Origin of the sequence: Nocardiopsis mwathae, assembly GCF_014201195.1 — a bacterium.
GTDB classification, from domain to species: domain Bacteria; phylum Actinomycetota; class Actinomycetes; order Streptosporangiales; family Streptosporangiaceae; genus Nocardiopsis_C; species Nocardiopsis_C mwathae.
The window spans coordinates 4,101,259-4,116,656 of the sequence record NZ_JACHDS010000001.1; the positions used below are offsets into that span (position 1 = coordinate 4,101,259).

A 15,398-nucleotide genomic window follows, 5' to 3' on the forward strand; every position below is an offset into this window, starting at 1 on the left:
GTGATGATCAAACTACTACGAGTTGTGGAATCATTGCCGCATGCCTACCGCCCCGATCCTGTTCGTCGCATCAAGTGGGGGCCACCTCGCCCAGCTGTGGTCCCTGCGTCCCTGGTGGGAGGGGCGGTCGCGGGCCTGGGTCACGTTCCGCACGCCTGATGCCGAACCGCTGCTCGACGGCGAAGAGGTCACCTGGGCCCACCACCCCACCACCCGCCATCTCGGCAACCTCGCCCGCAACACGGTGCTGGCGGTACGCGTGTTCGCCCGCCGCCGGCCGTCCCTGGTCATCACGACCGGGGCCGGTGTGGCGCTCCCCTTCTTCGCCCTGGCCTGGCTGCTGCGCGTCCCGACCGTCTACATCGAGGTCTACGACCGGATCGACCGCCCCACCCTGACCACCCGGCTGTGCCGCCCCTTCACCCGCCTGTACCTCGCCCAATGGGACGAGCAGCGCACGTTCCTGCCGTCCACCGCCATCACCGTGGGACCGCTCCTGTGACCAACGACGCGACCGCCACCGACCACCGACCGCTCATCCTGGTCACCGTCGGCACCGACCACCACCCCTTCGACCGGCTGATCGACTGGGCCGACGCGTATGCCGCCGACCACCCGGACATCCGCGTCCTGGTGCAGTACGGCCGCAGCCGCGTGCCGGAGGCGGCGGAGGGCACCGATTTCCTCGGCCCTGCACGGCTCCGCGAGCTGATGCGGGAAGCCGCCGCCGTCGTCACGCACGGCGGACCGGCCACCGTCACCGAGGCGCGGCGCGCCGGGCGGCTGCCCATCACCGTCGCCCGCGACCCCGAGCTCGGCGAACACGTCGACGACCACCAGCTGCGCTTCGTGTCCCGCCTGGACAGCGCGCGGCTGGTCCGATCCTGCTGCAGCCACCAGCAGCTCGCCGCCACCCTCGACAAGGCGCTCGACCAACCCGAGGACTTCCACATCGACTCGGCGGGCGAGGACGGCGCCACCGGCGCCGCGCTGCACGCCGGGCGCATCATCGACCTGCTCACCGCGACGGCGCCGGAGCAGCCGCCGCTCCCCGTACCGGATGCGGAAGCCGCCGACTGGCCCGACGTGACGGTCGTGATCCCGACCCGCGACCGCCCCGAACTGCTGCGCCGCACCCTGCGCGCCGTCGTCGAGCAGGACTATCCGGGACGCATCACCTCACTCGTGGTCTACGACCACGACGACCCCGACGAGACGCTGGCCGTGTACGGAGGCGAGCGCCCCGTCCGGGTCCTGGTCAACACCTCCACCCCCGGCCTGGCCGGGGCCCGCAACACCGGCATCCTCGCGGCGCGGACCGAGCTGGTCGCCTTCTGCGACGATGACGACTGCTGGCTTCCGGGGAAGCTGCGCTCCCAGGTCGCGGTGCTGCGAGCCGAGCCCGAGACCGAGGTGGTGTGCTGCGGGATCCGGGTCGTCTACGACCGCACCGAGGCCCCGCGCGTCCTCGACCGCACCGCCGTCACCTTCGCCGACCTGCTACGGTCCCGGCTCACCGAACTCCACCCCTCGACCTTCCTGATCCGGCGCGACGCCCTGGTCAACGGGTGCGGCCCGGTCAGCGAGACGATCCCCGGCTCCTACGGGGAGGACTACGAGCTGCTGCTGCGGCTGGCCAAGCGCGCCCCCATCCGCAACATCCCCGAGGAGGGCGTGCGGGTGCTGTGGCACCGCCGCTCGCACTTCAGCGGGCGGTGGCAGACGATCTCCACGGCGCTGCGCTGGCTGCTCGCCCAGTACCCGGAGTTCCGCCTGGTGCGGCGCGGATTCGCGCGCGTCGCCGGGCAGATCGCCTTCGCCGAGGCGGCGGCCGGACGCCGCGGCGCCTCCCTGGAGTGGGCGCTGACCACGCTGCGCGCCCACCCGGCCGAGGCCCGTGCTTACCTCGCGCTGGCGGTCACGGGGGGCCTGCCCGCCGGGCTGGTGCTGCGCACCCTCCACCGCCGCGGCCGCGGGCTGTAGGGCGCGTGGCGCGCGGTTCGTCCCTGATGGTCAGCGGCAGGCCGTCCTGGGCCTCCAGCGCGAGTCCGAAGGCCAGATCGATCGCCTGCCGGGCCTCGTCGGGGATGTTGACATAGTCCTGCCGACTGGCCTCGGCGAAGCCGCGGCTTGCGTCGGCATCGGCGAGTACCCGGAAGTCGCAGGAGGGGGCGGTCATGCCGTCCCACAGTTTGACCGCGCGGATGCGCTCGTACCTCGGCAGCACCTCGGGGATGGCGGCGTACCAGTCGTAGGTCGCCTCCGGGTCGCCGGGGATCGGGACGGTGCCCATCTCGCCGATCATGACCGGCTTCTCCGGGTCGATCCCGTGTTTGGGGCCCTCGTACTGCACCCATTCGTAGGCGGGGCGGACCGCCTCCTCGAAGCTGAGCACGTGCTTCCATCCCGGCTGCAGCTCGCAGCCGGTCATGTTGTAGGCCTCCCAGCTGATCCAGTCGACGTACTCGTTTCCCGGCCATAGCCCGGGCAGCCGGTCGAGATTCCGCGGCCATCCGGTCACGTTCCACACGAAGATCACGTTGTCGGCCTCCGCCTCCCGGTAGAGGTCCACGATGTGCCGCCAGGCCTGGACGAACTCCTCGGGGCTGCCGCGCTTGCGGTAGCGCTTGTTGGCGTCGGCCTCGTGGTCGAAGGTGAGGAAGAACGGTGCCTCCAGTCGGCCGATCCGCTCGGCCTGGGCGCGCAGTACGCGGTCGAACTCGCCGTCGATGATCTCCCGGTAGCGCGCCGGCGGGCGCCCCGGCAGCTTGAAGTGGCGGGCCTCGATGTTGGCGTGCAGGAACCGCCCCTCCTCGACGAGTGGCAGCTCCCGGTCGCGCGGGACCTCGGCCTGGTCGATGCCGTGCCAGGTGTAGACGATGTCCATGGGACGCCCCATGAGCCGCTCCAGCGGCCGGGGATCGTCCTTCCACGGGCTGGCGCCCCACCACACGCCGCAGGACGTCTCCAGGATCCGGTCCACCGTGCAGCGGGGGTCGATCCACGGCGGCCGGGGGATGTTCGGTGGCGGGTCGTCGGGGTGGACGGGAAGCGGCGGCCGGGGCCGGAAAGGGTGGTCGGGGCGTGGTGAGGACAGCGAGGGCCGGGGCGGGAGCGGGGCGGGCGGCCGCGACTCGGCGAAGGGGCCCGGGGGCGACCACGACCCGGTGTGCGCGCCGTCCGCGGCGGGCGTCCGGGTATCGGCATGGGCGGGGCCCGGGACCGGTGCCCCCTGGCCACCGCAGGTCGCGGCGAGGACGAGTGCGGCGAGCGCGCCGCCACCGCCCAGCTTCCACCGCCGTCCGTGTGTCGGCCGGTTCGTGCCGTGCGATCTCACCCGACCACCACCCCCGCGCCCGGCGCTCGCGCACCGGAGTTCGTTCGCATCCGTCTCGCCCCCTGTGGCCATCCCCGTCCACGCGGCAGCGTCGCCATCCGCGCATCCACCACTTGACTACCAGATGCAGCCACACAGTCACGCAAGGTAATGATTTTCGGGCGTGGCACCATAACCGGGCCTTGCTGTGGCATGACCTTCATAAGGGGCGGATTTGGCGAAGACGCCCGAATCGGCCGGGAGAGATGACGGATTCGCGACGAATTGCACGCCGAAGTGGGGCAACCCCAACCGGATGTCAGTAGCCGAACGTCCGCCGTGCCGGGAAGGTGAGCGCCGAGACCATGAGCCGACTGTGCGGCTCCAACCCGCCGCGCCACGAAACGTCGGGCCGCACTTCCACCTCGCCGGTGCTGAAGCGCAGCGGGTTGCCCGAGACCGTGTGCCCCGGGGAGAGCCGGGCGGCGCCGTCGGGGCCGATGGGGGTCGCCCCGCCGCTCCCGGCGAACTCCGCGATCGCGCGGAACTCGCGCTCGGGGTCGGCGGCGAAGTCCTCGTAGCGCACCCGCCGGGTCGGCGTACCGCGCCGGGACAGCTCGGCCAGCACCGCGTTCTGCACCATCCACTGCACGGCGGCGCGGCCCGGTGAGTAACGGGCCATCTCCTTCTCCGGACTGGACGGGGTGGCGTCGGGGCGCACCACGCGCTTGCCCCAGGAGTAGGCGACGGCGCGCGGGTCGCGCACCACGTGCAGCAGGCGCAGCCGGTCGCCGTAGCGGCGGCGCAGGCACACCGCCAGCGAGGCGTGCTTGCTGGAGTCCACGATCACCGAGGAACCGCTGACCTGGGCGACCGCCGTGTAGAGGCGGTCGTAGAAGTCGGTGTAGCGGTCGACCCGCTCGGCCAGGGCGGCCGGCGGGCGCCCGCCGATGAGCAGCGGGATGTAGCGGGTGCGGTCCACGCTCGCCTTCAGGTCGAGCAGGGCGGGCGCGTCGACCCGGTCCCAGCCACCGAAGGCCTCCTCGCCGACCGCGTGCCAGAAGTCGCACGCACCGAACGGGCGGCCGCAACCGCAGACCTCGTCGTCCACGAGACTGCGGCGCCACATGTGGACGACCTCACCCACGGAGCACACCTCGGACAACTCCCCGAGAAGGCGCTCAATCAGCGTGGATCCGGAACGGCCGATGCCACCGACGAAAAGCAGGCGAAAATCCTTCACAATCGCCCACACTATTACTTCACGTGATCACTCGCTCACCGTTTCGCCGGTGTCGTCCAATTTCGTCAGTCGGCACCCACGATCATCCCGGCTCCGACCGTGGCGTTGGTGGTCTCGTCGATGAGGATGAACCCGCCGGTCAGCCGGTTGCGCTTGTACTCGTCGGCGAACAGCGGCTGGGTGGAGCGCAGGCTCAGCCGACCGATCTCGTTCAGGCTGAGGCCGTCGGCCTCCTCGTCGCGGTGGAGCGTGTTGATGTCCAGCCGGTAGAGAAGGTCGCGGACCACGACCTTCACCGTGCGCGTGGTGTGCTTCAGGATGAGCTTGGAGCGCGGAGTGAGCTTGCGCGACTCCGACATCCAGCACACCATCGCGTCGATGTCCTGCGAGGCGCGCGGCTGGTTGTTCGGGCGGCAGACCATGTCGCCGCGCGAGATGTCGATGTCGTCTTCGAGCAGCAGCGTGACCGACATCGGGGGGTAGGCCTCGGCCACGTCGCCGTCGGCGGTGGCGATCCGGGAGATGCGGGTGGTCAGCCCCGAGGGCAGGTGCATGACCTCGTCTCCCGGCTTGAGCACGCCGCCGGCCACCTGGCCGGCGTACCCCCGGTAGTCGTGCAGATCGGCGTCGTCGGCCCGCTGCGGCCGCACCACGTACTGCACCGGGAACCGCACGTCGATGAGGTTGCGGTCGGAGGCGATGTGCACGTTCTCCAGGTGGTGCAGCAGCGAGGGGCCGTCGTACCAGGGCATGTTGGGCGAGCGGTCCACCACGTTGTCGCCGTTGAGCGCCGACAGCGGGATGAAGGTGAGGTCGGCGACGTCCAGCTTGGCGGCGAACGCCGAGAACTCCTCCTTGATCTCCTCGAACCGCTCCTGGGCGTAGTCGACCAGGTCCATCTTGTTGATGGCCAGGACCAGGTGCGGCACCTGGAGCAGCGTGGCCAGGAAGGCGTGCCTGCGGCTCTGCTCCTGCAGGCCCTTGCGCGCGTCGACCAGGATGATCGCCAGGTCGGCCGTCGAGGCCCCGGTGACCATGTTGCGCGTGTACTGGATGTGGCCGGGGGTGTCGGCGATGATGAACGTCCGGCGGGGCGTCGCGAAGTAGCGGTAGGCCACGTCGATGGTGATGCCCTGCTCACGCTCGGCCCGCAGGCCGTCGGTGAGCAGCGCGAGGTTGGTCTGCTCCTCGCCCCGGCTGCGGCTGGTGCGCTCCACCGCGTCGAGCTGGTCCTCGAAGATGGACTTGGAGTCGTACAGCAGGCGGCCGATGAGGGTGCTCTTGCCGTCGTCGACGGAACCGGCAGTGGCGAACCGCAGGATGTCAGTACTCATGCACGTCTTCCAAATGGGTGTCAGGGGATTCGCGGTCGCGTCCTCGTCCGCGCGCGGCACCCGCGGGAGTTTCCGTTGCTCGTGAGCGCCCTAGAAGTAACCCTCGCGCTTGCGGTCCTCCATGGCCGCCTCGCTGGTCCGGTCATCGGCCCGGGTCTGTCCGCGCTCGGTGATGCGGGTCGCGGCGATCTCGGCGATGATGCCGTCCACCTCGGTGGCGGTGGAGCGGACCGCGCCGGTGCAGGTCATGTCGCCGACCGTGCGGTAGCGGACGGTGGCCTCGAACAGCTCCTCATCGTCGCCCCGGGTGACGTGCGGGCTGTCGGCGAGCAGGACGCCGTCGCGCTCGAAGACGGTGCGCCGGTGCGCGTAGTAGATGGAGGGGAGTTCGAGGCGCTCCCGGGCGATGTAGCCCCACACGTCCAGCTCGGTCCAGTTGGAGATGGGGAAGACCCGGATGTGCTCGCCCATGTCGGTGCGCGTGTTGTAGACGTTCCACAGCTCGGGGCGCTGCGCCTTGGGGTCCCACTGGCCGAACTCGTCGCGGAAGGAGAAGACGCGCTCCTTGGCGCGTGCCTTCTCCTCGTCGCGGCGTGCCCCGCCGAACGCGGCGTCGAAGCGGTGCTCCTCGATGGCCTCCAGCAGCGCGGCCGTCTGCAGCCGGTTCCGACTGGCCCATCGGCCGGTGGGTTCGCTGACCTTCCCGGCGTCGATCTGCTCCTGCACGGAGGCGACCACGAGCCGGACCCCGGCCTCGGCGACACGCCGGTCGCGGAACTCCATCACCTCGGGGAAGTTGTGCCCGGTGTCGACGTGCATCACCGGGAACGGGATCGCGCCGGGCCAGAACGCCTTCTCGGCCAGGCGGAGCATGACGATGGAGTCCTTGCCGCCGGAGAAGAGCAGCACGGGCCGCTCGAACTCCGCGGCCACCTCGCGCATGATGAAGATCGCTTCGGCCTCCAGGTAGTCCAGCTGGGACAGCTGGTACCGCCGGAGCGCCGCCGTTTCGGCCTGAGTCATGAACCCGCCTCACGCTCTGCGGGGCCCGCTGCTGCGGGGGCTCTACGGATCAGCCTCCCAGGTGCGGGCCCGCGTCAACTGAGTTCCGCGGCATCGCGGATGTTCGCCAACAACATACTCGACAATTCCGGTCGACATACAAGGATATCGGGTAGGGACGGATCCACCTGGTTGTAGGCCAGCTCCGCGCCGTCGATGCGGGAGGCGTGCAGGCCGGCGGCGTGCGCGACCGCGACGGGCGCCGCACTGTCCCACTCGAACTGCCCTCCCGCGTGTACGTAGATGTCGGCGATGCCCAGCAGGACCGCGCAGATCTTGGCCCCCGCCGACCCCATGGGGACCACCTCGGCCCCCAGCGACGTGGCCATCCGCTGCACGAACTCCGGCGGCCGGGTACGGCTGGTGGTGATCCGCAGCCGCTGCCCCGAGGGGCGCTCGTCGGGCAGCCACGGGGGGTCGACCGTCGACAGCGTGCTGCCCTGGGCGGGAAGCGCCACCGCACCGGCCGCCAGCTCGCCGTTCTCCCACAGGGCGACGTGCACCGCCCAGTCCGTCCGGTTCTCCTCGGCGAACTCCCGCGTGCCGTCGAGCGGATCGATGATCCACACGCGCCGGGAGCGCAGCCGCGCGGCGTCGTCGACGCCCTCCTCCGACAGCACGGCGTCGCTGGGACGCAGCCGCCCCAGCGACGAGAAGAGGAACTCGTGCGCGGTCCGGTCGCCGAGCGTCCGCAGGACCTCCGGCTCATCGAAGCCGTGCCGGGACCGCAGGCGTAGTAGTTGCCGGCCCGCCTCGGTCGCGAGGTCGCGGGCGACTTCATGATCGTTTCGGATGCTGCTCACCGGACTCAGTATGCTCCCGCCCCACGGATCACTGCTGACCACGTCTTCCACAGAATCTGTACGTCAAGGGTCAGCGACCAGTTTTCCACGTAACGCAGATCCAGACGGACGGATTCCTCCCAGGAGAGGTCGGCCCGACCGCTCACCTGCCACAGACCCGTCATCCCCGGTTTCACCACCAGCCGCCGCCGCACGTCGTGGCCGTACTCGGCCACCTCCTCGGGCAGCGGCGGACGGGGACCGACCAGCGACATGTCGCCGCGCACCACGTTGATCAACTGGGGAAGCTCATCGAGGGAGTAGCGGCGCAGCCAGGCGCCCACGGGGGTGACCCGGGGGTCCGTACGCATCTTGAACAGCACACCGTCGTGCTCGTTGGCGGAGCGCAGCATCTCCTTCAGCGCCTCCGCCTCCGGAACCATGGTACGGAACTTATACAGGGTGAATTCGGCCCCGTCCTTGCCGACACGGGTCTGGCGGAACAGCGCGGGCCCCTGGTCGCCCGACCGGATGAGCACCACCAGCACCGCGAACAGCGGGGACAGCAGGACCAGTGCGCACGCCGCGGCCATCCGGTCGAACAGCCCCTTGACCACCCGGCGCGCCCCGCCCAGCTCGGGGTGCTCGACGTGCAGCAGCGGCAGCCCGGCGACCGCGCGGATGGACGTGCGCGGTCCGGCCACCTCCATCAGCGCCGGGGCGACCGTCAGGTCGGTGTCGCTCTTCTCCAGCCGCCAGGCCAGGCGGCGCAGCTCCACACCGTCCATCTCCGGGCAGCTGAGCACCGCGACGGTGTCCGCGCCCACCGCCTCGGCGGCGTCGGCCACCGAGGCGAAGTCACCGAGCACGGGATGACCGTCGACGTAGCCGCCGTCCACCCGCGGGTGGCACTGGTGGGTGGGCAGGCAGACGCCGATGACGTTCATGCCGTGGTAGGGCTCGCGGCGGAACTGCCCGATGAGTTCGCGGACGCTGTCGCGGTGGCCCACCACGACGACTCCGCGCATGCACGCGCCGCCGCCGCGCCGCCGGTGCAGCCGCTTGCGCCAGGCGTAGCGCAGCACCAGGCAGAGCAGGACCGTCGCGGGCAGGGCCACCAGCACGTACCCGCGCGCCGCGTTGATGTCGGTGGCGTAGGCGGTGATGGTCACCGCCGCCACCAGCATCACCCCGCCGCCCAGCACCCGCCGGAACTCCTCGGTGCCCACGCCGATGAACCGACGCGCGTATCCGCCGGCCACCGCGGCGACCAGGACCCACAGCGGCGGCAGGAGGGCGGAGGACAGGACGTAGGGCAGCTGCCGCGGATCGGCGATCTCGCCGTGGAACCGCAGTTCCAGGGCGAGGACCCCGGCGAGCGACGCCGCAAGGAGGTCGATGGCGACCAGACCCCGGATATAGGACCGCATCCATACCGACGACGCGCACCCGGAACGCCGCTGTGCGATACCGACCGCGGTCCCGTCGACGACGGTCATGACCCCCCACTCCGTACTCGGCGGAAAGAACGGTCTCTGGCCCGGGAGGAGTCGGATCCCTGCGGATGTGGCGACATGCCGAGATAAGGCACGGCGAACGGAGCCAGAGGAGCGGAATACGCTCTGTCACCCAAACAGTAGCCAAGCGCGGTCGCGAAGTCGCGCGACGTGACCACACTGGTCCCAGAAAATCCGGACCGAAGCCCGGGTAGTGGGCGGTACGGAACTCCGAACTTCGCTTCGGGGACGCGACAAGACCACACCGGGACCGATCACGCTATGTGGTCGATCTCGACGGAAAAGCCGGAAAACCGAAGATCGGCGCCGAACACGCCCAAGAGCGTGTTCCGTGGATCATGTCCGCCGCGGGCGGCACCGGGGTGCGGCCGTCACGGGGCCGAAGAAGGGGCATCCCGGTTCGGCGGCCGACCGATGGGAACGCGGCGGCGTCGTGCCCGGCCGCCGCGCGCCAGGAGGCGTTCCACGGACGCGGCAGGGGCGGGGCCCCGCCCTCAGGACGCCGTGTGGAAGACGTTCTGCGCCTTCTCCAGGCCCTCGGTCAGCACGCACTCCACTGCGTCGGCGGCGCGCTCGATGTTCAGGTCGAGCTCCTTGCGCTCCACCGAGGAGAAGTCCCTGAGCACGTAGGCGGCGGCGTCCATCCGCCCCGGCGGGCGGCCGATCCCGGCCCGCACCCGGATGTAGTCGGGGCTCGACAGCGACGACGTGACCGACCGCAGGCCGTTGTGCCCGCCGGCGCCTCCGCCGCGCTTCAGCTTCAGCGCGCCGTAGCCGATGTCCAGTTCGTCGTGGACCACGATGACCCGCTCGGCCGGAACCTTGTAGAACGAGCTCAGCCCGGCGACCGGGCCGCCGGACAGGTTCATGTAGGAGCGGGGTTTGGCCAGCACCACCGGCACACCCCCGATACGGGTCTCGGCGACCTCGGCGTGGGCCTTGTGCGCCTTCCAGCGCTCACCGCGCCGCTCGGCCAAGGCGTCGACCACCATGAAGCCGATGTTGTGCCGGTTTCCGGCGTACTTGGGACCGGGGTTGCCCAGGCCTGCCACCAGCCACCGCTCGGCCTCGCCCACGTCCGCTTCTTCTCCCTGCTCGACCGACCCGTGTCCGGCAGCGGACGCGCGGCCTCCCCGCCATCGCCGCAGGAGACCGCGCATCATCTGCATACCGGTAGAAATTGTACGGCCGGGGCCGGGCGGGTTACTCGCCGGACTTCCCCGACTCTCCCCCTTCGGCGGACTCGCCGCCCTCGGCCGCCTCGGCCGCCGGCACCTCGGCGGGGGCCTCCTCGGCCTCCTCGGCCGCCTCCACCTCTTCGGCGACCCGCTCGGCGCTGATCGACAGGATCAGCGTCTCGGGATCGGTCAGCAGCTCGACGCCCTCGGGGAGCTTGAGGTCGCCGGCGGCGACGTTCGCGCCGACCTCAAGGCCCTCGACGGAGTGCTCCACTCCCTCCGGAATGGCCGTGGCCTCGGCCTGGACCTCGACGCTGACGAGCTCCTGGGTGAGCACACCTCCCGGGGCGATGTCGCCGGTGAGGTTGACCGCGATCTCGACCGCGACCTTCTCGCCCTTCTTCACCACGAGCAGGTCGACGTGTTCGAGAAAGCCCTTGATGGGGTCGCGCTGCACGCTCTTGGGCAGCGCGAGGTTGTCCCGCCCGACACCCCCCACGCGCAGCAGCACGTTCGGCGTCGTCAGCGCGAGCATCAGGTCGTGGCCCGGCAGGGTGATGTGCCGAGGGTCGGTGCCGTGCCCGTAGAGGACAGCCGGGATCTTGCCCGCGCGGCGTGCGCGGCGCGCCGCGCCCTTGCCGAATTCGGTGCGGGGCTCGGCGGCGATACGTACCTCGGACACGACAGAACTCCTCAGGATCATCCCCGACGGGGCGGGGAGCGACTACTCGATACGACAGACGCGTTCGTTCGTTGCTCGGTGAAACACCATCCTCAGCCCCCTGGTCAGGGGGCTGCCGTGCACGCGGAGCAGGCCCGCGGGCACGGGGAAACCTCTGTCAAGTCTACTGTCGACGACGGTGAGGCGGGCCACACCCCCGGGTGGGGAGCGTCGCAGCCCCGGCCCGACCGGGGGTGCGACCCGCGCACGGCATGGAGAAGGCGATCGGCGCGGGCGGTCAGCTCTCGAAGAGGCTGGCCACCGAACCGTCGCTGAAGACCTCGCTGATCGCCCGCGCCAGCATCGGCGCGATCGACAGCTGCGTGAGCTTGTCGAACTGCCGCTCCTTGGGCACCGGCAGCGAGTTGGTGATGACGACCTCCGAGATCCGCGAGTTCTGCAGGCGCTCCGCGGCCGGGCCGGACAGCACACCGTGCGTCGCCGCCGCGATGACCTCGCGCGCGCCGTTCTCGAACAGCGCGTCGGCCGCCTTCACGATCGTCCCGGCGGTGTCGATCATGTCGTCCACCAGGATGCAGGTGCGGCCCTGGACCTGACCGACGACCTCGTGCACCTTGACCTCGTTGGCCACGTTCGGGTCGCGCCGCTTGTGGATGATCGCCAGCGGCGCGCCCAGGCGGTCCGCCCACCGGTCGGCGGTGCGCACGCGGCCGGCGTCCGGCGAGACCACGGTCGCGTCGATGCCGGTGACCCGCGACTTCACGTAGTCGGCCAGGATCGGCAGCGCGAAGAGGTGGTCGACCGGGCCGTCGAAGAAGCCCTGGATCTGGTCGGTGTGCAGGTCGACCGCCATGAGCCGGTTGGCACCGGCGGTGCGGAACAGGTCGGTCATCAGCCGCGCCGAGATGGGCTCGCGGCCCAGGTGCTTCTTGTCCTGGCGGGCGTAGCCGAGGAACGGCGTCACCACGGTGATGCGCTTGGCCGACGCGCGCTTGAGCGCGTCGACCATGATGAGCTGCTCCATGATCGACTCGTTGATCGGGTCGGCGTGGCACTGCAGGACGAACGCGTCGCTGCCGCGCACCGACTCCAGGTACCGCACGTAGGTCTCACCGTTGGCGAAGTCCTGGAACCTCGTCGGCACGACGCCCAGACCGAGCTGGTCGGCGACCTCCTGGGCGAGGTCCGGGTGGGTACGCCCGGAGAACAGCTTGAGTTCCTTCTGACCTGCGGCCTTGATGCCGGTCACTTTTCTACATCCCCCACAGAACTGGTGTTCGCCGCTAGCGGCGCTGATCGTCCTCGTCCGCCCGCCGCGCGGCCTCTGCCGCGGGCGTACCCGGACGCTTCCGCCGCACCCACCCCTCGATGTTGCGCTGGGAACCGGCCGAAACCGCAAGCGCGCCGGGTGGGACGTCTTCGCGGACCACGGTCCCGGCGCCGGTGTAGGCGCCGTCGCCGACCGACACCGGTGCGACGAACATGTTGTCGCTGCCGGTACGGGCGTGGTCTCCGATGGTGGTGCGGTGCTTGTTGACACCGTCGTAGTTGACGAACACGGAGGACGCGCCGATGTTGACGCCCGTGCCGATGTCGGCGTCGCCGACGTAGGTCAGGTGCGGGACCTTGGAACCCTCGCCGACGGTGGAGTTCTTCACCTCGACGAAGGTGCCGACCTTGGCGGACTTCTCCAGCACCGCGCCGGGGCGCAGGTAGGCGTAGGGTCCGACCTTGACACCCGCACCGATCACGGCCCCGTCGGCGACCGCGTGGCACACGACGGCGTCGTCGCCGACGGTGGTGTCGGTGAGCAGCGCGCCGGGGCCCACGTGGGCGCCCTCACCGATGGCGGTGCCGCCCCTGAGCTGGGTCTGCGGTTCGATGACGGAGTCGCGCCCGACGCTCACCTCGGCGTCCACCCAGGTGGTGGCGGGGTCGACGACGGTGACGCCCGCGCGCATGAGGTCGGTGAGCAGGCGGTCGTTGAGCAGCCGCCGCGCCTGGGCGAGCTGGACCCGGTCGTTGACGCCCTGGATCTCGACCCAGTCGCGGGCGACGGCGGCGTCGACGCGGTGGCCGTCGCCGCGCAGGATCGCCACGGCGTCGGTGATGTACTCCTCGCCCTTGGCGTTGTCGGTGGACAGGCGGGTGACGACGTCGGCGAGCAGCGCACCGTCGAAGGCGTACATGCCGGAGTTGATCTCGTCGACCGCCCGCTGCTCCTCGGTCGCGTCCGCGTGCTCGACGATCTCGGTGAAGGCGCCATCGGCGTCGCGTACGACGCGGCCGTAGCCGGCGGGGTCGGGGACCTTCGCAGACAGGACGGTGACGGCGTTGCCCCCGGCCTCGTGCGCGGCGACGAGGTCGGACAGGGTCCGGGCGCGGAGCAGGGGGGTGTCGCCGTAGGCCAGGACCACGGTGCCGGACAGGTCGGCGCCCTGGGCCTGGAGGGCTTCGACGGCCATGCGCACGGCGTGGCCGGTCCCGTTCTGCTGTTCCTGCAGTGCGGTGCCCACGTGCGGGGTGGTGTCCTTGAGGTGCTGGGTCACCTGGTCGCGCCCGTGTCCGACGACGACCACGGTGCGCTCCGGCCCGAGCCCGTCCGCGGCGGCCAGGACGTGTCCCAGCATGCTGCGTCCGCAGATCTCGTGGAGGACCTTGGGAAGCCTGGACTTCATACGGGTGCCCTCGCCCGCCGCGAGGACGATGACGGCAGCCGGGCGGCTCACGCTCACTGGCGGAGACTCCTCATGTCGCTGGCGGATGAACTGGTTCTGGGACAGGTTTCCGCACGGGTCTGTGATCCGCACCAGGCCCGTACCGGGATCTGTTCCGTGTCTGCAAAGACTGATCGAGCTGCGATCGGCGTTCGGCGCGGTCACCTGCGCTACCCCACGCGGTCGACGTGGGTGTGTCGGGCGGACTGGTGGATCCCGACGCGCACGCGAACAAACGCGGCCCTCGGCCGACATGGGAAGGATACATGCGCGCGGATGGCGACGAAGGTGCCGGTCACGGACACGGCGGCGGGATCGGGCACACGGGCGGCCCGGGAGGGCGGTCCGACCGGGACCGGCGGGCCGGGGCCGCGCCGACCGGGCCGGAGGTGTGAGATTGCTTGCCGACCGGTACCGCGTCGCGCGGGGTCGGCGTCCTGTGCTCCCGGGGAAGGATTCGAACCCTCACCACAAGGCACCAAAAGCCTGTGTCCTGCCGTTAGACCACCCGGGATGGGAGCGATGAGCCGACGATCCGCCGCACCCCCGCGCGGCTGCAGCGCCGACCGCGGTTCTGCCCGCCGCGGCCCTAGCTTAGCGGCTCGCCCCACTCCGAGCACACTCGTATCGGCCCGGCGGCACCCCCGTCCGCCCGAATCCCACTTGCCAAACCTACGGTGCCGTAGGTTACGGTTGGGTCGCTACCACGCTCACATCACTCCCCGAGCGATCCGGAGCTTTGCGAAACCGGGGTGGGCGAGCAGAGACACCAGGCACGACGAAGTCCGCTGGCCCGATGCCCCAAGCGTCTCGCTTCCGAACGCGTCGGCATGGAGAGCTAGAGTGAGAGGCCAATATGGGAGCCGTGACGTGACGCAAGCGAAGACCCGGTCGCCTCGAAAGCGCATGACCGGCAAGGAGCGCCGGGAGCAGCTGCTCGGCATCGGACGGGAGCTGTTCGCGGAGCGCGGTTTCGACGGGACGTCCATCGAGGAGATCGCCGCCCGCGCCGGCGTCTCCAAGCCCGTGGTCTACGAGCACTTCGGCGGCAAGGAGGGCATCTACGCCGTCGTCGTCGACCGCGAGATGCGCAAGCTGCTGGGCATGGTGGGCGACTCGCTGACGGCCGACCACGCGCGCGGCAAGATCGAGAACGCCGCGCTGGCGCTGCTGCAGTACGTGGAGGAGAGCAGCGAGGGCTTCCGCATCCTCGCCCGCGACTCCCACGCCGCCTCGGGCACCGGCAGCTTCGCCAGCCTGATCAGCGACATCGCCACACAGGTCGAGCACATCCTGGCCGAGGAGTTCCGCGAGCGCGGGTACGACCCCAAGCTCGCGCCGATGTACGCGCAGTCCCTGGTGGGGATGGTGGCGCTGACCGGCCAGTGGTGGCTGGAGGTCCGCAAGCCCAAGCGCGAGGTGGTCGCCGCCCACCTGGTCAACCTGGCGTGGAACGGGCTGTCCAACCTCGACACCAAGCCCCGGCTCGACGTCATGCAGCGGCGTCGGAAGAACGCCTCCTGACCGCTTCCCGTTCGTGCGCCGATCCCGGGAGGAGCGGTCGGCA

The 15,398-nt window shown here is 70.6% G+C and carries 12 protein-coding genes, 1 tRNA gene and 1 pseudogene; 3 read left to right on the forward strand and 11 right to left on the reverse strand.

What is annotated here, in order from left to right:
* The first annotated feature begins 40 nt into the window (after positions 1–40).
* Both HNR23_RS17785 and HNR23_RS17790 read left to right on the forward strand, forming a co-directional pair.
* Positions 41–502: a glycosyltransferase family 28 protein gene (locus HNR23_RS17785; protein ID WP_184076930.1), complete on the forward strand. Its 462-nt coding sequence runs from the start codon at positions 41–43 to the stop codon at positions 500–502.
* Positions 442–1,983 (forward strand): glycosyltransferase, encoded by a 1,542-nt coding sequence (locus tag HNR23_RS17790; protein WP_184076932.1) that lies wholly within the window; start codon positions 442–444, stop codon positions 1,981–1,983. Before HNR23_RS17785 ends, HNR23_RS17790 begins: the two co-directional genes overlap by 61 nt.
* On the opposite strand, the gene HNR23_RS26905 is transcribed toward HNR23_RS17790, so the two are convergent.
* The 11 genes and pseudogenes from HNR23_RS26905 to HNR23_RS17845 all read right to left on the reverse strand — a co-directional run bounded on the left by HNR23_RS26905 (position 1,919) and on the right by HNR23_RS17845 (position 14,345).
* Entirely contained in the window at positions 1,919–3,337 is a 1,419-nt protein-coding gene (locus tag HNR23_RS26905) for a glycoside hydrolase family 26 protein (RefSeq protein WP_343070609.1), read from the reverse strand. The two genes, HNR23_RS17790 and HNR23_RS26905, sit on opposite strands and share 65 nt — an antisense overlap.
* 298 nt (positions 3,338–3,635) lie before the next feature.
* A complete protein-coding gene (locus tag HNR23_RS17800; RefSeq protein WP_343070764.1) occupies positions 3,636–4,526 on the reverse strand; it encodes a sulfotransferase in 891 nt (296 codons plus the stop codon).
* Between the two features lie 98 nt (positions 4,527–4,624).
* Entirely contained in the window at positions 4,625–5,893 is a 1,269-nt protein-coding gene (gene cysN, locus HNR23_RS17805) for a sulfate adenylyltransferase subunit CysN (RefSeq protein ID WP_184076936.1), read from the reverse strand.
* Between the two features lie 90 nt (positions 5,894–5,983).
* Positions 5,984–6,916 (reverse strand): sulfate adenylyltransferase subunit CysD, encoded by a 933-nt coding sequence (cysD, locus tag HNR23_RS17810; RefSeq protein WP_184076938.1) that lies wholly within the window; start codon positions 6,914–6,916, stop codon positions 5,984–5,986.
* 49 nt (positions 6,917–6,965) lie between these two features.
* Positions 6,966–7,758: pseudogene (locus tag HNR23_RS17815) on the reverse strand (3'(2'),5'-bisphosphate nucleotidase CysQ).
* A 5-nt stretch (positions 7,759–7,763) separates the two neighbouring features.
* A complete protein-coding gene (locus tag HNR23_RS17820; RefSeq protein ID WP_394353786.1) occupies positions 7,764–9,236 on the reverse strand; it encodes a sugar transferase in 1,473 nt (490 codons plus the stop codon).
* 512 nt (positions 9,237–9,748) lie between these two features.
* Positions 9,749–10,417, reverse strand: a complete 669-nt coding sequence (pth, locus tag HNR23_RS17825; RefSeq protein WP_221308777.1) for an aminoacyl-tRNA hydrolase — start codon at positions 10,415–10,417, stop codon at positions 9,749–9,751.
* A 40-nt stretch (positions 10,418–10,457) separates the two neighbouring features.
* On the reverse strand, positions 10,458–11,114 hold the full coding sequence (locus HNR23_RS17830; RefSeq protein WP_184076942.1) for a 50S ribosomal protein L25/general stress protein Ctc: 657 nt from the start codon (positions 11,112–11,114) through the stop codon (positions 10,458–10,460).
* A gap of 277 nt (positions 11,115–11,391) precedes the next feature.
* Positions 11,392–12,363, reverse strand: coding sequence for a ribose-phosphate diphosphokinase (locus tag HNR23_RS17835; RefSeq protein ID WP_184076944.1), 972 nt, complete (start codon positions 12,361–12,363; stop codon positions 11,392–11,394).
* 34 nt (positions 12,364–12,397) lie between these two features.
* Entirely contained in the window at positions 12,398–13,849 is a 1,452-nt protein-coding gene (gene glmU, locus HNR23_RS17840; protein WP_184076946.1) for a bifunctional UDP-N-acetylglucosamine diphosphorylase/glucosamine-1-phosphate N-acetyltransferase GlmU, read from the reverse strand.
* A 424-nt stretch (positions 13,850–14,273) separates the two neighbouring features.
* A tRNA-Gln gene (locus HNR23_RS17845) sits at positions 14,274–14,345 on the reverse strand.
* 392 nt (positions 14,346–14,737) lie between these two features.
* Between HNR23_RS17845 and HNR23_RS17850 the strand changes: the two genes are divergently transcribed.
* The gene (locus HNR23_RS17850) at positions 14,738–15,355 is read left to right on the forward strand and encodes a TetR/AcrR family transcriptional regulator (protein WP_184080529.1); all 618 of its coding nucleotides are present in this window, start codon (positions 14,738–14,740) and stop codon (positions 15,353–15,355) included.
* The last annotated feature ends 43 nt before the right edge of the window (positions 15,356–15,398 follow it).